This is a genomic window from Paracraurococcus ruber (assembly GCF_004353985.1).
GTDB lineage: Bacteria > Pseudomonadota > Alphaproteobacteria > Acetobacterales > Acetobacteraceae > Paracraurococcus > Paracraurococcus ruber.
The window spans coordinates 1-19,779 of record NZ_SMOA01000016.1 but is presented as its reverse complement, the minus strand read 5'-3'; the positions used below and the strand labels follow the sequence as shown (position 1 = coordinate 19,779).

Here is a 19,779-nt window from a genome sequence, read left to right as displayed (position 1 = left end):
GTCTGAATCGGCCGCGCCAGCACCTGACACCCCAGCGATTGGCCGAAGCCTGCGCCGCGGCGATGTGGGCGGAGGACCGGGCCTCCCAGGGCCTCGGCCTGCGCCTGATCCGCGTCGCGCCGGGCGAGGCGGAGATGACCCTCACCGTCGCCCCCCACATGGCGAATGGCCACGGCATCTGCCATGGCGGCTTCGTCTTCGCGCTGGCCGACAGCGCCTTCGCCTTCGCCTGCAACAGCTTCAACCGCCGCGCCGTCGCGCAGAGCAACAGCATTACCTATCTGCGCCCGGCCCAGGTCGGGCAGGTGCTGACCGCCCGCGCCGCCCGCGCCGCGGAAGCCGGCCGCAGCGGCATCTACGACGTGCTGGTCACCGACGAGGCGGGCGCCGCCATCGCCGCCTTCCGCGGCCTGTCGCGCAGCATCGACGGCACCCTGGTTCCGGAGCAGACGCCATGACCGAAGCCGCCGCGCGCCACCTGGGCGAGGCGCCGCCGCCCGCCCTGCTGGATCCGATCGAGCGCGCCACCCCCGCCGAGATCCGCGCGCTGCAGCGGGACCGCCTGGCCTGGACCCTGCGCCATGCCTACGACAACGTCCCGCATTACCGCCGCGCCTTCGACGCCGCCGGCGTCACCCCCGCCGATTTCCGCGACCTGGCGGACCTGGCGCGCTTCCCCTTCACCACCAAGGCCGACCTGCGCGCCAACTACCCCTTCGGCATGTTCGCCGTGCCGCAGGACCAGGTGGCGCGCATCCATGCCTCCTCCGGCACCACCGGCAAGCCGACGGTGGTGGGCTACACCAAGCAGGACATCGACACCTGGGCGGGCCTGGTCGCGCGCAGCATCCGCGCCGCCGGCGGCAGGCCGGGGATGAAGGTGCATGTCGCCTATGGCTATGGCCTCTTCACCGGCGGCCTCGGCGCGCATTACGGGGCGGAGGCGCTGGGCTGCACCGTCATCCCCGTCTCCGGCGGGATGACCGAGCGGCAGGTCCAGCTGATCGAGGATTTCCGCCCCGAGATCATCATGGTCACGCCCAGCTACATGCTGGCGCTGCTGGATGCCTTCCGGAAGCAGGGCAAGGACCCGCGGAAGACATCGCTCCGCATCGGAATCTTCGGCGCCGAGCCCTGGACCGAGGCGATGCGGGCCGAGATCGAGCAGGCCTTCGACCTGCACGCGGTGGACATCTACGGGCTGTCGGAAGTGATGGGGCCGGGCGTCGCCAATGAATGCGTGGAGACCAAGGACGGGCTGCATGTCTGGGAGGACCATTTCTACCCGGAGATCATCCTCCCCGAGACGGGCGCGCCGCTGCCGGATGGCGAGAAGGGGGAGCTGGTCTTCACCAGCCTGACCAAGCAGGCCATGCCCATCATCCGCTACCGCACGCGGGACCTGACGCGGCTGCTGCCCGGCACCGGCCGCCCCGGCTTCCGGCGGATGGAGAAGGTGACCGGCCGCAGCGACGACATGATCATCCTGCGGGGCGTCAACGTCTTCCCCAGCCAGATCGAGGAGCAGCTCCTGCGGGTCCGCGACCTGGCGCCGCACTACCAGCTGGTGCTCACCAGGCAGGGCGCGCTCGACTGCCTGACGGTACTGGTGGAAGCGGATTACGGCGTGGCCGGCGCCGAACGCGAGACGGCGGCGCGCGCGCTGGAGCATCATGTGAAGGAGATGATCGGCGTCTCCGTCACGGTGGAGGTGCGCGACCCCGGCACGGTCGAGCGCAGCCTGGGCAAGGCGCAGCGCGTGGTGGACCGGAGACCCAAGCCGTAATGGCCCGCCCGCGCGCCGCCGACCACGAGGACAAGCGCCAGGCGATCCTGGACCGCGCGGCGGAGCTGTTCGCCGCGCATGGCTATGACCGCACCAGCACGGCCATGATCGCGGAAGCCTGCCGCGTCTCCAAGGCCCTGCTCTACCACTACTACAAGGACAAGTCGGAACTGCTGTTCGACGTGCTGGCGCAGCACCTGCAGCACCTGCTGGAAGTGGTCCGTGGCGCCACCGATGAACGCTTCACCCCGCGCGAGCGCTTGGAGAATGTGGCGATCGCGCTGCTGGAAGCCTATCGCGACGCGGATGCGGTGCATCGCGTCCAGCTCGCCTGCCTGGGGCTGCTGCCGCCGGAGCGGCAGGAGAATCTCCGCACGCTGGAACGCGCCATCGTCGGTGAGGTGGCGCTGGTGCTGCAGGACCTGTCGCCCGAGTTGCAGGAGGATCGCCGGCTGCTGAAGCCGGCGACGATGAGCCTTTTCGCCATGCTGAACTGGCACTACCTCTGGCATCGGGAGGATGGGGCGGTGACCCGCGCAGACTATGCGCGCCTGGCCGCGGCCCTGGTGGCCGAGGGACTGCCGGGCGCGGTGCGCGAGCTTGCGCAGGCCGGCTAGCGCGGGGCAGCCTGGCCGCCGGAAGCTTGGCCGCTGGAAGCCCGGCCCGGCCATCCGGGCCAGGGCGACGGCGGCGCGGGGTGCCGTTCCGAACACGATCCGGCCCCGTAGCGGTCGCGCAGGCGGCCGCACCGGCATTCCGGCCGGATGCGCAACGGCCCGGCCCCGGGTCATCCGCGCGGCCCGGTCCGGCGCACAGGCATCCGCGGGCCCGCTCGGCCGTTCTGGCGGCATGCACCGCAACGGTCCCCTGCTGCCGCTCTTCCTGCTCCTCGCGGGCTGCGAGGCAATGAACCAGCCGACCGTGCTCGACAGGCTGTTCGAGCCGGAGCGCTACGCCCGGCCCGCCGCGCCGGTGCCCGCCCTGCCCCCGCCGGTGCCGGCCCTCCCGGCGCCGCCGGCGGCGCCGGTGGTTGCGATGGACCCGATCCCGGACCCCGAGCCGGCGATGGCCGCCCCCGCCGCCGCGACCGCGCCGGCGCTCGACGAGGCGGCACGGCTGCGCCTGACCCTGCGGCGCAATCCCTGGCTGAGCCGCTTCTGGTCGGAACTCACCGCGGCGCAGCAGTTGCGGGTGGAACGCGCGCTGCGCCGCGCCGCCGGCGCCCCGGCGGAGGAGCCGGCCGGCACCTGGGATGCCATGGGCCTCAGCGACCGCGCCGGTCTGGTCTTCGGCGACCGTCCGGAGGAGGCGCCAGAGCGGCAGGCCGCCGGCAACTGGGCCAGCTGGCCCTGAAGCCCTACAGCAGGCGCAGCGCCTCCAGCGCCGTCCGCAGGGCATCCGGCCCGGTGAAATGGATGCCATGCATGCCAAGCTCGGTCGCCGCCCGGGCATTGCGGGGGTTGTCGTCGATATAGACGATCTCCGCCGGCACCAGCCCGTGCCGTTCCACCAGCAGGCGGTAGATGGCCGGGTCTGGCTTCACCATGCCTTCCTGGCCGGAGACGACGATGCCGCGGAACCAGCCGAGGAAGTCGAAGCGCTCCACCGCATGGGGGAAGGTCTCGGCCGACCAGTTGGTCAGCGCATAGAGCGGCGTGCCGCGGTCGCGCAGCGCGCGCAGGATGTCCACGGTGCCGGCGATCGGGCCGGCCATCATCTCCGGCCAGCGGTTGCGATAGGCGGCGATCAGCGCCGCCTGGCCGGGATGCTCGGCCTGCAGCAGCGCCACCGCCTCGGCCCAGCTGCGGCCGCGATCCTGCTCCAGGTTCCAGGCATTGGTGCAGACCTCCGCCAGGAAGCGCTCCATCCCCGCGTCGTCGCCGGGGAACAGCTTGCGGTAGAGGTGGCGCGGATCCCAGTCGACCAGCACGCCGCCCAGGTCGAAGACGACGGTGGTGCGCATGCGTCCGTCCTCAGGCTGCATCGTAGTCCACCGCGAGCGCGGCGGTGGTCGGGCGGCTCTGGCAGGTCAGGACGAAGCCGGCCTGCGTCTCCCAGGGTTGCAGGGAATAGTTGACCTCCATCGCCACCGTGCCCTCCGTCACCTTCGCCCGGCAGGTACAGCACATGCCGCCACGGCATGACCAGGGCAGGTCCAGGCCGGCGCGCAGGCCGGCCTCCAGCACCGTCTCGCCCGGCAACATGGGGATGCTGCGGGTCACGCCTTCCGCCGTCACCGCCAGCATGGCCGCCGGCGGGGCCTCGGCCGCCGGCGCCGCCGCGGCATCCCGGCGCGGCTTCGGCGCGCCACCGGCCGGCGTGAAGCGCTCGACATGGATGCGCTCCGGCGCGACGCCGAAGGCCAGCAGCGACCCGGTCGCGTCCTCCGCCAGGCCGGCGGGGCCGCAGAGGAAGGCGGCGTCCACCTCGCCCGGGCGCAGCAGGCCGGGCAGCAGCGCGGCGATGCGGTCGCGGTCCAGGCGGCCATGCAGCGCGGCCAGCTCGTGCCTCTCCCGGCTCAGCACATGCACCAGGGTCAGGCGGGACAGATGGCGGTCCTTCAGGTCCTCCAGCGCCTCGCGGAACATGATGTCGCCTGCGCTGCGGTTGCCGAACAGCAGCACCACGCGGCTGCGCGGTTCCGCCGCCAGCAGGCTGCGGGCGATGGAGAGCACCGGCGTGATGCCGCTGCCGCAGGCAATGCCCAGCACGGTGCGCGGCGGCCCCGCCGCCGCGGGCTGCAGGCCGAAGCGGCCCTCGGGCGGCATGGCCTCGATGCTGTCGCCGGGCCGCAGGCTGTCCACCGCCCAGGTGGAGAAGGCGCCGCCGGCAACGCGCTTGATCCCGACGCGCAGCGCATCCTCGTCCAGCCCGGCGCAGATGGAATAGCTGCGCCGCACCTCCTCCCCGCCGATCTCGCGGCGCAGGGTCAGGTACTGGCCCGGCGTGAAGCGGAAGGCCTCGCGCAATTCGGGCGGCACGGCGAGGGTGACGGCGACGGCATCCGCCGTCTCCCGCCGCACCGCGGCCACGGTCAGCGCATGGAAGCGGGCGCGGGCGGGGATGGCGTTCATGGCGTCGCTCCCGGGGCGGGTCTGCGGAGGGATCGGTGATGGATCGGCCTGGGATCTTCCGCCCTGGCCAGGGCGCGGTCAGGACGCAGGAGACCCGCCGAGACCGGGTTCCCAGGCCGGTTGCCCCGCAACCCGCATGGGCGCCCGACGCGCCGCAGCCCCTCGCGGGCCCGCCCTAGAGGCACTTGAAGTGGTCGAAGGGCTCCCGGCACGCCGTGCAGCGCCGCAGCGCCTTGCAGGCGGTGGAGCCGAATTCCGACAGCGTCTCGGTCGCCGTGCTGCCGCAGCGCGGGCAGGCGACCTCCTCCTCCAGCCCGAACAGCCCGCGGCGGGTGGCGCGCGGGGCCGGCGGGGCGATGCCGTAGTCGCGCAATTTGGCGCGGCCCTCGGCGCTCATCCAATCGGTGGTCCAGGCGGGGGAGAGCACCAGGCGCACCCGCGGCGCCGGCAGCCCGGCCGCCAGCAGCGCCGCCTCCACCTGCACGGCGATCATGCCCATCGCCGGGCAGCCGGAATAGGTGGGCGTGATGTCCACCTCCACCCCGCCATCCTCGGTCACGCGCGCGTCGCGCAGCACGCCGAGATCGGCGATGCTCAGCACCGGGATCTCCGGGTCCGCCACCGCGCCGGCCGCCGCCAGCGCGCGCTGGCGCAGCGCGGCATCCGCCAGCGCGACGACGCTCACCACACCGCCCCGGGATAGGATCGCGGCAGGTGCTGCATGACGGCCAGCAGATGGCCGAGATGTTCCGTGTGCACGCCGCGGCGGCCGCCGGACTGCATCCAGGCGCACGGCGCGGGCAGGTCCAGCGTCGCCTCGGCCAGCACGCGGGCGACCATCGCCTCCCAGGCCGGGCGCAGCGCCAGGGGGTCGGGCGCCACGCCTTCGGCGACCAGCGCCGCCTCCACCGCATCGGCCTCGAACATCTCGCCGGTATAGGGCCAGAGATCCTCCAGCGCCTCCGTCATCCGGCGATGCGATTCGTCGGTGCCGTCGCCCAGGCGGATCACCCATTCGCCGGCATGGCGCAGGTGGTAGGCGGCTTCCTTCTCCGCCTTCGCGGCGATGGCGGCCAGCGTCGCGTCCCGCGACGCCGCCAGCGCCCGCCAATAGGGCTGCAGGGCGGCGGCGACCAGGAATTGCCGCAGCACGCTGTGGGCGAAATCGCCATTCGGCAGCTCGGCGATCAGCCAGCAGCGCCAGTCGGGCGTGTCCCGGAGATAGGCGAGGTCGTCCTCGGTCCGGCCGCGGCCGTCGAGCCGCGCGGCATAGTCGTAGAGGCTGCGGGCCTGGCCGATATAGTCCAGCGCGGCATTGGCCAGCGCCAGCTCCTCCTCCAGCATCGGCGCGCGGCCGGTCCATTCCGACAGGCGGTGGCCCAGCACCAGCGCGGTATCCGCCAGGCGCAACACATGCAGCAGCAGCGGCGGCGCGTCCTGGGCGACGAGGATGCTGGTCATGTCACATATGCCCGACATCGTCGGGCACCTCGTAGAAGGTCGGGTGCCGGTAGGGCTTGCTGGCCGTCGGCTCGAACAGCGCATCCCGGTCCGCCGGGTCGCTGGCGGCGATGGCGGCGGAGGGGACGACCCAGATGGACAGGCCTTCCCCGCGCCGCGTGTAGGTGTCGCGCGCCGCCAGCAGCGCCATGGCGGCGTCCGGTGCATGCACGCTGCCGACATGGCGGTGGGACAGGCCGGCGCGGGCGCGGATGAACACCTCCCAGAGCGGCATGGCGGCTTCGGTCATGGCCGTCACTCCGCCGCCCGGGCCGGCTGCGCCGCGCGGGCGCGGCGCTTGGCGGCATGCGCCAGCGCGGCCTCCCGCACCCACGCGCCGCTCTCATGCGCGTTCCGCCGCGTCTTCAGGCGCTGGCGGTTGCAGGGGCCGTTGCCGGCCAGCACCGCCTTGAACTCCGCCCAGTCGATGGCGCCGAAGCGCCAATGGCCGCCTTCCGCGTCGAAGCGCAATTCGGGGTCGGGGAAGGTCAGGCCCAGATGGTGGCCCTGCGGCACCGTGGCGTCGACGAATTGCTGGCGCAAATCGTCATTGGTGAAGCGCTTGATCTTCCAGCGCATGGACTGGTCGCTGTGCTGGCTTTCGCCATCCGGCGGGCCGAACATCATCAGGCTGGGCCACCACCAGCGGTCCAGCGCATCCTGCGCCATCGCCTTCTGCTCCGCCGTGCCGCGGCTGAGCGTGAGCATGATCTCGTAGCCCTGGCGCTGGTGGAAGCTTTCCTCCTTGCACACCCGGATCATGGCGCGGGCATAGGGCCCGTAGGAGGTCCGGCAGAGCGGGATCTGGTTCATGATCGCCGCGCCGTCCACCAGCCAGCCGATGGCGCCGATATCGGCCCAGGTCAGCGTCGGGTAGTTGAAGATGGAGCTGTACTTGGCCTTGCCGGACAGGAGCTGCGCATACAGCTCCTCGCGGCTCACCCCCAGCGTCTCGGCCGCGGCATAGAGGTAGAGGCCGTGCCCGCCCTCATCCTGCACCTTGGCCAGCAGCGCGGCCTTGCGGCGCAGGCTGGGGGCGCGGGTGATCCAGTTGCCTTCCGGCTGCATGCCGATGATTTCGGAATGCGCGTGCTGGCTGATTTGCCGGACCAGGGTGCGGCGATAGGCTGCCGGCATCCAGTCGTTCGGCTCGATCTTGTCCTCGGCGGCGACCCGCGCCTCGAAGCGCGCGACCGCCCCGGCATCCTCGGATGCCGGGGTGGCCTGGGTGGCCACGCCGTCCTGTTGGTTCAGGGCTTGTGTGTACATGGGACCGCACCCTCCCGCGGCTGCGATGGGTGGTAATATGTCACAGAAAATCCGGCTGTCCAGAAATTCCGTAACGCATTATCCGTCACGGAGCCGGGACCACAGCCCCACCGCGGGCGGCAGCGCCCCCGCCTCGGCACGGCCATGCGCGTCCAGCCATGCCTCGGAAGGGGCGAGCAGCCGGCGGTACAGCGCGGCGGCGACCGCCCGGGCACCGGCGCGCGGCCAGTCCGCCGGCAGCATCGGCGCCGGCAGGTCCGGGTCGCGCAGCGCCACCCGGCGGTATTCGTGCACCAGCAGCAGGCGCAGCGGCAGCGCCTCCGCCGGCGGCACGGCGGCGGTCGCCAGCGGCGCGAAGGCGTCGTGGAAGCGGCGATAGCCGGCCGCGACCTGCGGCAGGACGGGCCAGGCGCGCTGCGCGACGGCCGCGGCATCCCCCGGATGGCGGGGCCGCGCCAGCAGGGCCGGCGCGCTTGCCGCCGCATCCTCCAACCCCAGCAGCAGCCCGGGCGCGAGTGCGACCAGCCCCTCCGGCGCCGGCCCTTCCGCCAGCACCAGGCGGAATGCGCCGTCCCAGTCCGGCCGGCCGGCGCGCGGCGGGTCGTAGATGCGGCGGGCGGCGGCGGCGAAGCCTTCCTCCCCGCGCGGCCCCAGCCGGTAGAAGGAGAGCCTGCCCTGCCGCGTCCGCCGCAGCCAGCCTTCCTCCGCCAGCCGCGACATGGCGGTACGCACCTGGCCTTCGCGGCAGCCGAAGGGATCGAGGATGGCTTGCAGCGTGCCGAGCCAGAGCGAGCCGCCGCGCGGCACCACCGCATCGCCCCAGACGGTGACGATGAGCGAGGCGGTGCGCGGCGGCCGGTCGAGCCGCCGGAGCGTTGCGGCCAGCGGCGTCATGCCGGGGCTGTAGGCGACCGGCGGCGGCTTGGAAAGCAGCCCCGCCGGCGAGGCCGGGCGGATGACGCCGCCGCCGCCCCGCCGCATAGTGGCGCCGGCCGCAGCGGCAGGAGATCCGATGACCCCCTTCGTCCCCGGCACCGCGCTGCGCATCGAAGGCCGTGCCGGCGGCCCGCTCTCGGGCCTCACCTTCGCCGCCAAGGACCTGTTCGACGTCGCCGGCCACCCCACCGGCGGCGGCAACCCGGACTGGCCGAAGCAATACCCGGTGCCCACGCGGCATGCCTGGGCGGTGCAGGCGCTGCTGGATGCCGGCTGCACGCTGGTCGGCAAGACCATCACGGACGAGGTCTCGCTCGGCATCCTCGGCGAGAATGCGTTCGAGGGCACGCCGCTGAACCCTGCCGCGCCGGGGCATGTGCCGGGCGGCTCCTCCTCCGGCTCGGCCAGCGCCGTCGCGCAGGGGCTCTGCGACACCGCGCTGGGCACCGACACCGGCGGCAGCGTGCGCGTGCCGGCCAGCTTCTGCGGCCTGTACGGCATCCGCCCGACGCATGGGCGGCTGGACCTGACGGGGATGCTGCCGCAGGCCCCCACATCGGACACCACCGGCTGGTTCGCGCGCGACGCCGCGACCTTCGCCCGCGTTTCCGCCGTGCTGCTGCAGGAAGCGGTCGCGCCCGCGCGGCCGACGAAGCTGGTCATCGCCACCGACGCCTTCGGCTTCGCCGACCCCGAGACGGCGCATGCGCTGCAGCCGCTGCTGGACCGCCTGAAGCGCCTGGTGCCGGACTGGCGGGAGGAGGTGATGGCGCCGCAGGGCCTTTCCGCCTGGTCGCGCGCCCAGCGCACGCTGCAGCCGGTGGAGGCCTGGGAGACCTTCCGGCCCTGGGTCGAGCGCGACAACCCGCGCTTCGCCTTCAGCGTCGCCCGCGGCCTGGTGCTGGGCGCCATGACGCCGCTGGCCGACCGCGAATGGGCCGCGCTGATGCGGCGGGAAGCGCGCGGCCGGCTGCGCCACCTGCTGCCGCCCGGCACGGTGCTGGCCACCCCCACCACGCCCTTCCCGGCGCCCAGGGCCGGGCTGCCGCTGCCCGTGCTCGACCCGCTGCGGGCCGCGATCAACTGCCTCTGCGCGCATGGGGGCCTGGCCGGGCATCCGCAGGTCAGCATCCCCGGCGCGCGGGTGAACGGGCTGCCGGTCGGTCTTTCCCTGCTGGCGGCGCGCGGCGCCGATGCCATGCTGGTCGGCACGACCCTGTCGCTGGAGGACGCGTGATGGAGGTGAACATCCCCGAGGTGGTGGAGGAGGTCCGCGCCCTGTTCGAACGCTACGAGCAGGCGCTGATCGACAAGAACGTCGATGTGCTGGACGCCACCTTCTGGAACAGCCCGCACACCATCCGCTACGCCATCCATGAGAATGGCTACGGCTTCGACGAGATCCACGCGCATCGCGTCCGCCGCCCGCCCGGGCCGGGCATCAAGCTGGCGCGGCGGCGGCTGGTCATCACCACGCTCGGCCGCGACATCGCCACGGTGAACCTGGAATTCGACATGCGCGGCCGGGACATGCCGGGCCGGCAGAGCCAGACCTGGGTGCGCCTGCCGGAGGTTGGCTGGAAGGTGGTCTCGGCGCATGTCTCGGTGACGGAGGCGACGCCGGCCTACTGATGCCCGGCCGCAGACATCCTGGCGTCTGCAGCCGGGTATCGGCGCGCAGGTCGGCGCGGTGCGCCGACGGTGTGGCGGCGGCGCGCCCATGACGGCTCGCGCCGGCCAGCACGAATGCCGGCCGGCATGGCGCCGCCGCTTGACGCGCGCCCCCCGCCGGGCCGAGCCTTCGCCGGGGAAGACCCGGCGCAGACCGGGCCGGCGGAGGATGCGTGCCATGAAATTCGGCGTCTTCTACGAATTGCAGCTGCCCAAGCCCTGGGGCCCGCGCAGCGAGCGCGACCTGTTCCACGACGCGCTCGCGCAGCTCGAGCTCGCGGACCGGCTCGGCTACGACTATGCCTGGGAGGTGGAGCACCACTTCCTCGAGGAATACTCGCATTCCCCGGCGCCGGAGGTGTTCCTGGGCGCCGCCAGCCAGCGCACCCGCAACATCCGGCTGGGCCATGGCATCATCCAGCTGACCACCAACCACCCGGCACGGGTGGCGGAACGCGTCGCCTGCCTGGATCTGCTGAGCGACGGCCGGGTGGAGCTGGGCCTGGGCGAGGGCGCCAGCATCACCGAGCTCGGCCCCTTCGACCGGACGATGGAGGAGAAGCGCGCGGTCTGGGAGGATGCGGTGCGCTGCATCCTGCCGATGTTCACGCAGGAAGGCTGGGAATACGAAGGCCCCTATTTCCGGTTCCCGCTGCGCAACGTGCTGCCGAAGCCGCTGCAGCGGCCGCACCCGCCGCTCTGGGTCGCCTGCTCCCAGCTCGAGACCATCGAGATGGCGGGGCGCCGCGGCATGGGCGCGCTGGGCTTCCAGTTCCTGAGCGCCGATGCCGCGCATGCCTGGGTGCATGCCTACTACAACAGCTTCGTGAAGCGGCAGGAGAAGCTGGCGGAGTACCAGGCCAACCCGAACATCGCCATCGTCAGCTACTTCATGTGCGCCGAGACGGATGAGGAGGCGCGGCGCCGCGCCGACGGCGTCACCTTCTTCCAGTTCGCGCTGCGCTACTACAACGCGGCGAAGGGGCGGGAGAGGGCGAAGCCCGGCACGGTCAGCCTGTGGGACGAGTACAATGCCTGGAAGCGCGCGAACCCGGAGGCGGTGGAGCGGGCGCTGCGCGGCGGCCTCATCGGCTCGCCGGAGACGCTGCGGCGGAAGCTGCGGAAATTCGAGGCGAGCAACATCGACCAGGTCATCCTGCTGAACCAGGCCGGCAACAACACGCATGCCGATATCTGCGAGAGCCTGGACCTCTTCGCCCGGCAGGTGATGCCAGAATTCCACGAGCGCGAGCCGCAGCACCAGGACTGGAAGCGGCGCGTCTTGACGGGAGAGATCGCGTTGGAAGAGATCGACACCCAGCCCTTCCGCGACCGCTTCGGCCCGAATGCCGTGCGGGTGGCCGCCGAATGAGCGACCTGCCCACCGCCCGGCCGGAGGAGGTCGGGCTTTCCACCCAGCGCCTGCAGGCGCTGGGCGCGCGGCTGGAGGAGCGGATCGCCGCCGGCCACCTGCCCGGCGCCGTGCTGATGGTGCTGCGCCGCGGCCGTGTCGCCTGGCAGGCCGCCTATGGCAGGCGGGACCCGGCGAAGCCCTACCCCATGCGGCCGGACAGCATCTTCCGCATCTACTCCATGACCAAGCCCATGGTGTCGGTCGGGGTGATGATGCTGGTCGAGGAAGGCCGGCTGCTGCTGAACGACCCCATCGGGCAGTACCTGCCGGCGCTGGCGAGGATGCAGGTGGCGACGCCGGGCGGCGGCACCGTGCCGGCGGCCGCGCCGATCACGGTGCAGGACCTGCTGCGGCACACCTCCGGCCTCACCTACGAATTCCTCGGCAACGGGCCGGTGCAGCAGGCCTACAACGCGGCCAAGGTGTTCCGCCACGCCCAGACCAATGCCGACCAGGTGGCGACGCTTGGGTCGCTGCCGCTGGCGCACCAGCCCGGCACGCGCTGGGAATACAGCCGCAGCACCGATGTGCTGGGGCGGCTGATCGAGGTGCTGTCGGGCCTGACGCTCGGTGCCTTCCTGTCGGACCGGATCTGCCGCCCGCTGGGCATGGCAGACACCGCCTTCCAGGTCCCGCCCGCGAAGCAGGGCCGGCTGGCCGAAGGCTTCGCCAAGGACCCCGAGACCGGCGCCGATCAGGTGCTGCTGCCGGTGACGCAGCCGCCGCAATTCGAATCGGGCGGCGGCGGCATGGTCTCCACCGCCGCGGATTATGCGCGCTTCGTGCAGATGCTGCTGGAAGGCGGGCGCTTCCGGTCCACCCGGCTGCTGTCGCGCAAGACGGTGGACCTGATGCGCGCCGACCACCTGGGCGACCGCCCCGCCGACCCGGTACTGCTGGGGGAAGGCTGGGGCTTCGGCCTGGGCTTCGCCGTGCGCCGCGGCCCCGGCCTCGTCCCCACCCCCGGCTCCCCCGGCATGTTCCACTGGAGCGGCATGGCCGGCACCACCTTCTGGGTGGACCCGGCGGAGCAGCTGGGCGTGGTCTGGATGATGCAGGGCATCGGCCAGCGCAACCACTACCGCGCCCTGCTGCGGGACATGGTCTATGCGGCGATCGCGGATTGACGCGCCCCGGTGACCGGGGGGCCGCAGGGCCCCAAGGTCTGCATCGGACCGCCAAGGGAGACCAGCATGCAGTGGACGATCGGCGGGGTCACCATCACCAAGGTGGTCGAGCTTGAGAGCACCGGCGGCAGCCGCTTCCTGCTGCCGCAGGCGACGCCCGAGCTGGTCCGGGACATCCCCTGGCTGATCCCGCATTTCGCCGACGAGGCGGGCAGGCTGCGGATGAGCATCCATGCCCTGGTCATCGCCACGCCGGGCGGCCGCCGCATCCTGGTCGACACCTGCCTCGGCAACGACAAGCAGGGACGGAAGATCCCGCACTGGAACGACCGCCAGGGCCCCTTCCTGGATGACCTGGCGGCCGCCGGCTTCCCGGCCGACAGCATCGACACCGTGCTCTGCACCCATCTGCATGTGGACCATGTCGGCTGGAACACCCGGCTGGTGGAGGGGCGCTGGGTGCCAAGCTTCCCGCGCGCCCGCTACGTCTTCGGCCGGCAGGAATACGCGCACTGGTCCAGCGGCGAGGCAGGCGGCGCCCCGCAGAGCGCCGTCTTCGCGGACAGCGTGCAACCCATCCTCGAGGCCGGGCTGGCGGAGCTGGTGGAGGCCGACCACCGACTATGCGAGGAGGTGCGGCTGGTGCCGAGCTTCGGCCATACGCCGGGCCATGTCTGCGTGCTGATCGAGTCGGGCGGGGAGCAGGCGCTGATCACCGGCGACATCGCCCACCATCCCTGCCAGCTCGCCCGCCCGCACTGGAGCAGCACGGCCGACAGCGACCCCGACGCCGCCGTGGCGACGCGGCATGCCATCTTCGGCGGCCTGGCGGGGAAGCCGGTGCTGGTCATCGGCACGCATTTCGCCGGCCCCACCGCCGGCCGCATCGCCCGCGACGGCGACGGCTACCGGCTGATGGTCTGCGACTAGGGCGGATCGCGGGAGGGCGTGAACGCCCGGACGCGAGTCTCCGCCCTGCAATCAATAGGATGGAGCGGCGCGCAGGATTCGTGTGGCGGCTGCGCGCCAAACCCAATGACCATGCCGGCCGGCAGGAATCACCCGCGCGCCTTCATGGCGAAGACCGCGCTGGCCCGCGCCACATGCGCGCCATCGGCCAGCAGCGATCCCTCCACGAAGGCCAGGCTGCCGCCGAGGCGGGTGACGGCGCAGCGCGCCTCCAGCCAGCAGCCTTCCGGCGCGCGGCCGAGATAGTCCACCGAGAGGCTGACGGTCGCCAGCGCGGCGCGCGGCAGCCCCGCCTTCTCCCGCGCAACCGCCACCGCATGCACCAGCGCCAGGTCGGCCAGCGTGGCGACGAAGCCGCCATGCGCGCCGCCCTGGGAGTTCACGTGCCGCGCCACGATCCGCACGCCCAGCGCCGTGTGGTCCGCGGCGCGGCGGGAGAAGAAGGGGCCAAGCTCGCGCGCATAGGCGCCGCCATGGGTGGCGGGCACGAAGCCCTCGGGGATGTCGTCCATGCCGGCATGGTGCGCCGGATGCCCGCTGCGTCAACCGCGGGGCCGGTCGTGGCCGCCGACGCGCAGCCTGGCCGCCAGATGCACCGCGCCCGGCCCGCAGCCGCCGCATGGCCGGCGCGCCGCGCCGGCCAGCACCGCCATCACGCCAGCAGCACCGCGCCGATCTCGCCGCTGCGGCCGGGGACGCTCATCGCCACGGAGTCCCCGGCCCCGCGGCGCAATTGCACGTCGATGCGCGCGCCGCCCAGCGACAGGCCGCGCAGCAGCACGCGGTCGAGGCCCGGCGGCAGCACCGGCCGTTCCAGCCGCACCAGCCGCGCCGCCGGGTCGAAGGACAGGCCAAGGCAGGCGCCCAGCAGCCCGATCGGCGCCGCCGCCGCCCAGGCCTGCGGCGCGCAGGCGACGGGATAGGCGGTCGGCCCCTGCCCGCCGCGGCGCGGGAAGCCGCAGAACAGCTCCGGCAGCCGCCGCAGGTCCAGCCGCGCCGCCGCATGCGTCAGCCCTTCCAGCAGCCGCGCCGCCGCGGCGCGGTGGCCGTAGCGCGCCAGGCCGAGGCCGATCAGCGCCGTGTCATGCGGCCAGACGGAGCCGTTGTGGTAGCTCATCGGGTTGTAGCGCGCCTCGGTCGTCGCCAGCGTGCGGATGCCCCAGCCGGAATGGAAGCTGCCATCCAGCAGGTGGCGCGCGACCGCCGCGGCGCGGTCCGGCGACGCGAGCCCGCCCAGCAGCACATGCCCGGCATTGGAGGAGCGGACGCGGCAGGGCCGCTTCTCGCCATCCAGCGCCAGGACATAGATGCCCAGTTCCTCGTCCCAGAAGCTGGCCTCGAAGCGGGTCCGCAGCGTCTCGGCCTTCGCCTCGAAGCCGGCCGCCTCCGCCGCGTCCCGCCCCAGGGCGCGGGCGATGCGGGCGCCGGCCAGCCAGGCGGCATAGGCATAGGCCTGCACCTCGCACAGCGCGATCGGCCCCTTGGCCAGCGTGCCGTCGGCATGGGAGACGCTGTCCCAGCTGTCCTTCCAGCCCTGGTTGGCCAGGCCCTGCTCGGTCATGCGGCCGTACTCGACGAAGCCGTCGCCGTCGCGGTCGCCATGCCGCTCGATCCAGCGCAGCGCCGCGGCAAGGTTGGGCCAGAGCGGCCGCAGCGCCTCCGCATCGCCGGTGCGGTCAAGGTATGCGCCGGCCAGCGCGACGAAGAGCGGGGTCGAATCGATGCTGCCGTAGTAGCGGCGGAAGGGCACCTCCCCCAGCATCGCCATCTCGCCGCAGCGCGTCTCGTGCAGGATCTTGCCCGGCTCCGCATCCGCCGCGGCGTCGAAATCCGTCGCCTGCATCGCCGCCAGGTGCCGCAGCACGCCGAGGCTGAGCGCCGGGTCGAGCCAGAGCGTGAGCCAGGCCGTGACCAGCGAATCCCGGCCGAAGGCGGTGCTGAACCAGGGCACGCCGGCATAGGGGAAGGGCCCTTCCGGCGTGCGGGTGCTGAGCATCGCCAGGTCGGCGAGCGAGCGGTTGAGCATCTCGTCGAAGCCGGTATCGGCGCTGACGACGGAAGCGGCGCGCGCCTGCGCGGCGCGGCGGTCGCGGCTGTCGTCCCACAGGGCGCGCAGGAAGGCGCCGCGCGGCGCGTCCCGCGCATCCTGGGCCGGGTCGCAATGCGCCTCCACCAGCAGCGTCCGCCGCTCGTTCGGCGCCAGCGCCAGCTCGAACACCGCGCGGTCGACGGCGATACGGTCCGGCGCCGGGTCGAAACGCAGCCGCGTCGTCCGCCGCACGTCGTCCAGGCCGGTATAGGCCAGGGTGATGGCATCCTGCGCCGCGGCCGGCGGGTGCAGCGTGCCGCGGCGGGCCCGCACCTCCCCCCGCACCTCGAACAGGTCGGCGAAATCCGCCGCGACATGCAGCGCGACGTCGATGCGCACCGGCACCGCGGCATGGTTGCGCACGGTGATCCGTTCGAAGCAGGTGCCCTCGCGCAGGAATTTCGACCGCCGCAGATGCACCTGATCGCGCTCGACCGCCGGCTGGTCGCCCTGCGCCGGCAGGTCCGGGTTCGTCAGGTCGGCGGTCAGCACCGCGCCGTCGTCGGACACGGCGGAGCTCAGCAGCAGCGGCTTCATGCCGCCCAGCGTCAGCTCCAGCCGCGACAGGTGGCGGGTGTCGCGGTGATAGAGGCCTTCCGGCCCGCCGGGGATGGGCAGCGCATCGCCGTTGCGGTTCAGCACCGCGAAGGTGTCGTCTCCCTTCAGGACGCGCGGCCGCATCTCCTGCAGGGAGATGTTGGCGGTGATGGAATGCGCGTCGGCGCCTTCCTCGGCCTGCAGCGTGGCGGCGGGCGGCTGTGCGACCATCCTGGTTCCCCTTGTCCCGGTCGCCGGAGAACGGCGTCCGCAGCAGGGAGCGCCCCGGGCCAGCAACCGCAAGGGCATCGCGGCGGGGCTGACGCATGCGTGACCGGATCGGGCCACGGCATCCGCCGCGCTCATCCCGCCGGCGTGAAGCCCAGCGCCTGCAGCCGCGCCCGCACCGCCGGCCTGGCCAGGGCCGCGAGGAAGGCGCGCACCGCCGGCCGGTCCGCCCGCGTCTCCGGCAGGACGAAGTCGTACTGCTCCTCGGCCAGCGGCAGGAAGCCCAGCGCGTAGGACTGCGCCACCGTGGCGATCGCCACGCCCCAGTCGGCCCGGCCCTGCGCCACCGCGGCGGCGACCGCGTTGTGCGATTTCGGCTGGTTGGCATAGCCCGGCGGCCGGGCGCCGCCCAGCACCCCGTCCAGCAGGATGCGCGTGCCGCTGCCGGCATTGCGGTTCACCAGCAGCAGCGCCGGGTCGGCGGCGGCGCGGCGCACGGCATCCTCGACGGCCAGGCCTTCGAAGCGCGCATCGCCACGCCGGTGCACCACGCCCTGCAGCCGCCGCCAGCCCGGCACCAGACGCAGCCCGGGCGCCAGGAAGGGCGCGTTGTAGCTGCCCGTCGCCGGGTCCAGCAGGTGCACGCCGGCCAGGTCGCATTCGCCGCGCTTCGCCGCCGCCAGCCCGCCCAGGCTGCCCACCGCCAGGCTGCGGGCGCGGATCCCGTCCTCCGCCAGCGCCTCCAGCACCGCATCCAGCCCCAGGTCGTGGCTGCCGATGACGGTCAGGTCGGGCGGCGTCGCCGTGCCGATCAGCCGCACCCGCAGCAGCGCGCCGGCCTCCGCCCCTGCATCCAGCGCCGGGATGGCGAAGAAGCCGTCCGCCTGGGCGAAGGCGGTGACGCTGCCGGACCCCTTGCCGAGCGGGAAGGCGCGCAGCCCGTCCTCCCCGGCGGAGAGCGACACCATCACGTATTCCGTCCGTCCCAGCTCGCTCGGCGTCCGCACCGCCAGCGTCGCCGCCGCCGCCTCCTCCTCGCGCGGCGGCAGGCCGGCCAGCGCGCGGATCACCGGGGCAACGAATTCCTGGAAGGTGAAGACCGCGCTGGTCGGGAAGCCCGGCAGCACCACCACCGGCGTGGTGCCGATGACGGCGAGGCAGAGCGGCTTGCCCGGCTTCAGCGCCACGCCATGCACGAGGATGCCCGGCGGGCCGAGCCGCGACAGGATGCGGTGGGACACGTCCCCCGCCCCCTTGCTCGTGCCGCCGGACAGCACGACCAGGTCGGCGCGGCCGAGCGCGTCGCGCACCGCCGCCTCCAGCGCCGCTTCCTCGTCGCGCAGGATGCCCAGCGGCAGCGGCTCGCCGCCATGCTCGGCGACGGCGGCGCAGAGGATGGCGGCGTTGCTGTCATGGATGCAGCCCGGCGGCAGCGGCGCCCCGGGCGGCACCAGCTCGTCGCCGGTCGAGAGCACCGCGACGCGCGGCTTCCGCACCACCGGCACCGCGGCATGGCCCGCCGCGGCCAGCATGCCGATCTCCCGGCTGGTCACCAGCGTGCCGGGGCGCAGCAGCGCCTCCCCGCGGGCGATGTCGCTGCCGGCGAAACCGATCATCTGCCCGGGCGCGGCGGGGCGCAGCAGCAGCATCTCCGGGCCCTCCGGCCCCTCCTCGCAGCGCGTATGCTCGATCATCACCACCGCATCGGCGCCGCGCGGGACGACGCCGCCGGTGGCGATGGCGGTCGCGGTGCCGGGCCCGACCGCGATGGCCGGCGCCACGCCGCAGGCCAGCACCTCGGCATTCAGGCGGAAGCGGCGCGGCGCCGCCTCCGTCGCGCCCGTGCTGTCGGCGGCGCGCAGGGCGAAACCATCCACCGAGGCGCGGTCGAAGGGCGGCGCATCCGCCAGCGCCGCGACGCCCTGCGCCACCACCCGGCCCAGGCTGGCCGCCAGCGGCACGGTCTCGGCCGGCAGCGGCCGCAGGTCCAGCGCGGCGCGGAAGCGCGCCCGCGCCGCCTCGGCCGGCAGGACGTCGAGGAATTGCTCCTGCCGCGCGGCGCGGCGGATGCGCTCGAGCAGCGCGGCGGGGTCGGGCATGCGGGTCATGGCAGGATGAGCGGCACCTCCTGCCCGGCCTCGTAGCCCTCGCTGCCCGGCGGGACCAGCAGCAGGGCATCGGCGGCGGACAGGGCGGCAAGCGGGACGGCGCCGAGCGCCAGCGGCACGGCCAGGCCCGCGGGTTCCAGGCGCAGGGGGACGATCTCCAGCAGGCCGACCGCGGAGGGGACGCTGCGGGCCAGCCGGGCGGTCCTCGCCGGCGGCGCCTCGGCGCCGGCAAGGGCGCGGACCGCCGGGCGGCCCAGCAGCCACCAGGCGGCCAGCGCATCCTCCGCGCGGCCGGGCAGCAGCAGAACGGGGGTGCCGGCCACCGCGCCCAGGCCGGCGGCCTGGCCGGGCCGCGCGCCGATGCCGTGCAGGACCAGGCGGCCGGCCTTGCCGAGGGCCGCTGCGGCGTCCTCCCCGGTCGTTTCCCCTGGGCCAACGCTGCCGGCCAGCAGCACCAGGTCCTCGCCCGCGGCGGCGCGAAGCGCCTCCGCGAGGCCGGGCGCCGCATCGCCGCGGCGCAGCTCGGCGCCCTCCGCCGCCACCAGCGCGGCCAGCAGCGGCGCCAGCCCGGGCTGCACCGGCCCGGCCTCGATCCAGGCGAGGCGGGGGATGCGCAGCGCGACCTCGGCGATCCCGCAGGCCGCCAGCGCCGGCAGGTCGCGCACCGCCAGCCGCTCCCCGGCGGCGCGCAGCCGGGTGCCGGCGGCGATCTCCTCGCCGGGTTGCCGCACGCCCTCCCCGGGCGCGACCGGTTCCAGCGCCTGGGCGAAGGGCCCCGCGGCTTCCAGCGCGAAATCGGGCAGCACCGCATCGGTGCCGGGCGGCAGCGCCTCGCCGGCGGCGACCCGGACGGGCGGGGCGGGCAGCGGCACCGGGGAATAGGCGCCGGCGCCCAGCGTCGCCGCCGCCGCCACCGCCCAGCCATCCTGCAGCGCCACCGGTGCCGGCGGCACCGGGCCGGGCGCCAGCAGCGGCGACGCCAGCACGCGGCCGATCGCCGCGGCGGGCGGCAGGCGGCAGGGCGCAACCGGGCCAGGCAGCAGGCCAAGCAGGGCGGCAAGCGCCTGGTCC

20 protein-coding genes are annotated in these 19,779 nt (G+C 73.8%); 9 read left to right on the top strand and 11 right to left on the bottom strand.

Features of this window, described 5'->3' with window-relative positions; genetic code table 11:
• Positions 1–38 precede the first annotated feature (38 nt).
• The 4 genes from paaI to E2C05_RS05650 all read left to right on the top strand — a co-directional run bounded on the left by paaI (position 39) and on the right by E2C05_RS05650 (position 3,139).
• The gene (gene paaI / locus E2C05_RS05665; RefSeq protein ID WP_240046599.1) at positions 39–458 is read left to right on the top strand and encodes a hydroxyphenylacetyl-CoA thioesterase PaaI; all 420 of its coding nucleotides are present in this window, start codon (positions 39–41) and stop codon (positions 456–458) included.
• Positions 455–1,786, top strand: a complete 1,332-nt coding sequence (paaK, locus tag E2C05_RS05660) for a phenylacetate--CoA ligase PaaK (protein ID WP_133218635.1) — start codon at positions 455–457, stop codon at positions 1,784–1,786. The genes paaI and paaK overlap by 4 nt, the downstream gene beginning before the upstream one ends.
• Positions 1,786–2,403, top strand: coding sequence for a TetR/AcrR family transcriptional regulator (locus E2C05_RS05655; protein WP_133218634.1), 618 nt, complete (start codon positions 1,786–1,788; stop codon positions 2,401–2,403). Before paaK ends, E2C05_RS05655 begins: the two co-directional genes overlap by 1 nt.
• Positions 2,404–2,635: 232 nt before the next feature.
• A complete protein-coding gene (locus E2C05_RS05650) occupies positions 2,636–3,139 on the top strand; it encodes a hypothetical protein (protein WP_133218633.1) in 504 nt (167 codons plus the stop codon).
• A gap of 4 nt (positions 3,140–3,143) precedes the next feature.
• Here E2C05_RS05650 and E2C05_RS05645 read toward each other — a convergent pair whose 3' ends face one another.
• The 7 genes from E2C05_RS05645 to E2C05_RS05615 form a co-directional block, all read right to left on the bottom strand.
• Positions 3,144–3,749 carry an HAD family hydrolase gene (locus tag E2C05_RS05645; RefSeq protein WP_133218632.1) on the bottom strand — a complete coding sequence of 202 codons (606 nt, stop codon included), beginning with the start codon at positions 3,747–3,749 and terminating at the stop codon, positions 3,144–3,146.
• A 10-nt stretch (positions 3,750–3,759) separates the two neighbouring features.
• The gene (locus E2C05_RS05640; RefSeq protein WP_133218631.1) at positions 3,760–4,860 is read right to left on the bottom strand and encodes a 2Fe-2S iron-sulfur cluster-binding protein; all 1,101 of its coding nucleotides are present in this window, start codon (positions 4,858–4,860) and stop codon (positions 3,760–3,762) included.
• A gap of 175 nt (positions 4,861–5,035) precedes the next feature.
• Positions 5,036–5,545, bottom strand: coding sequence for a 1,2-phenylacetyl-CoA epoxidase subunit PaaD (gene paaD, locus E2C05_RS05635; protein ID WP_133218630.1), 510 nt, complete (start codon positions 5,543–5,545; stop codon positions 5,036–5,038).
• A complete protein-coding gene (gene paaC, locus E2C05_RS05630) occupies positions 5,542–6,321 on the bottom strand; it encodes a 1,2-phenylacetyl-CoA epoxidase subunit PaaC (RefSeq protein ID WP_133218629.1) in 780 nt (259 codons plus the stop codon). The genes paaD and paaC overlap by 4 nt, the downstream gene beginning before the upstream one ends.
• A gap of 1 nt (position 6,322) precedes the next feature.
• Positions 6,323–6,610: a 1,2-phenylacetyl-CoA epoxidase subunit PaaB gene (paaB, locus tag E2C05_RS05625; protein WP_133218628.1), complete on the bottom strand. Its 288-nt coding sequence runs from the start codon at positions 6,608–6,610 to the stop codon at positions 6,323–6,325.
• Between the two features lie 5 nt (positions 6,611–6,615).
• Positions 6,616–7,629 carry a 1,2-phenylacetyl-CoA epoxidase subunit PaaA gene (paaA, locus tag E2C05_RS05620; RefSeq protein WP_133218627.1) on the bottom strand — a complete coding sequence of 338 codons (1,014 nt, stop codon included), beginning with the start codon at positions 7,627–7,629 and terminating at the stop codon, positions 6,616–6,618.
• Between the two features lie 78 nt (positions 7,630–7,707).
• Positions 7,708–8,523 (bottom strand): PaaX family transcriptional regulator C-terminal domain-containing protein, encoded by an 816-nt coding sequence (locus E2C05_RS05615; RefSeq protein ID WP_205082733.1) that lies wholly within the window; start codon positions 8,521–8,523, stop codon positions 7,708–7,710.
• Positions 8,524–8,641: 118 nt separating this feature from the next.
• Between E2C05_RS05615 and E2C05_RS05610 the strand changes: the two genes are divergently transcribed.
• The 5 genes from E2C05_RS05610 (at position 8,642) to E2C05_RS05590 (ending at position 13,707) form a co-directional block, all read left to right on the top strand.
• Positions 8,642–9,802, top strand: a complete 1,161-nt coding sequence (locus tag E2C05_RS05610; protein ID WP_133218625.1) for an amidase — start codon at positions 8,642–8,644, stop codon at positions 9,800–9,802.
• Positions 9,802–10,197, top strand: a complete 396-nt coding sequence (gene hpxZ, locus E2C05_RS05605) for an oxalurate catabolism protein HpxZ (RefSeq protein WP_133218624.1) — start codon at positions 9,802–9,804, stop codon at positions 10,195–10,197. The genes E2C05_RS05610 and hpxZ overlap by 1 nt, the downstream gene beginning before the upstream one ends.
• Before the next feature lie 217 nt (positions 10,198–10,414).
• On the top strand, positions 10,415–11,608 hold the full coding sequence (locus E2C05_RS05600) for an LLM class flavin-dependent oxidoreductase (protein ID WP_133218623.1): 1,194 nt from the start codon (positions 10,415–10,417) through the stop codon (positions 11,606–11,608).
• Entirely contained in the window at positions 11,605–12,777 is a 1,173-nt protein-coding gene (locus E2C05_RS05595) for a serine hydrolase domain-containing protein (RefSeq protein WP_133218622.1), read from the top strand. Before E2C05_RS05600 ends, E2C05_RS05595 begins: the two co-directional genes overlap by 4 nt.
• Before the next feature lie 66 nt (positions 12,778–12,843).
• The gene (locus E2C05_RS05590) at positions 12,844–13,707 is read left to right on the top strand and encodes an MBL fold metallo-hydrolase (protein ID WP_133218621.1); all 864 of its coding nucleotides are present in this window, start codon (positions 12,844–12,846) and stop codon (positions 13,705–13,707) included.
• 128 nt (positions 13,708–13,835) lie between these two features.
• On the opposite strand, the gene E2C05_RS05585 is transcribed toward E2C05_RS05590, so the two are convergent.
• The 4 genes from E2C05_RS05585 to E2C05_RS05570 all read right to left on the bottom strand — a co-directional run.
• Positions 13,836–14,258 carry a PaaI family thioesterase gene (locus E2C05_RS05585; protein WP_133218620.1) on the bottom strand — a complete coding sequence of 141 codons (423 nt, stop codon included), beginning with the start codon at positions 14,256–14,258 and terminating at the stop codon, positions 13,836–13,838.
• A gap of 140 nt (positions 14,259–14,398) precedes the next feature.
• Positions 14,399–16,603, bottom strand: coding sequence for an amylo-alpha-1,6-glucosidase (locus tag E2C05_RS05580; protein ID WP_133218619.1), 2,205 nt, complete (start codon positions 16,601–16,603; stop codon positions 14,399–14,401).
• A 131-nt stretch (positions 16,604–16,734) separates the two neighbouring features.
• Positions 16,735–18,708 (bottom strand): molybdopterin biosynthesis protein, encoded by a 1,974-nt coding sequence (locus E2C05_RS05575; protein WP_240046597.1) that lies wholly within the window; start codon positions 18,706–18,708, stop codon positions 16,735–16,737.
• Positions 18,705–19,779 (bottom strand): molybdopterin-binding protein (locus tag E2C05_RS05570; RefSeq protein ID WP_133218617.1); only part of this gene is annotated, 1,075 nt, incomplete at its 5' end. The genes E2C05_RS05570 and E2C05_RS05575, both read right to left, overlap by 4 nt.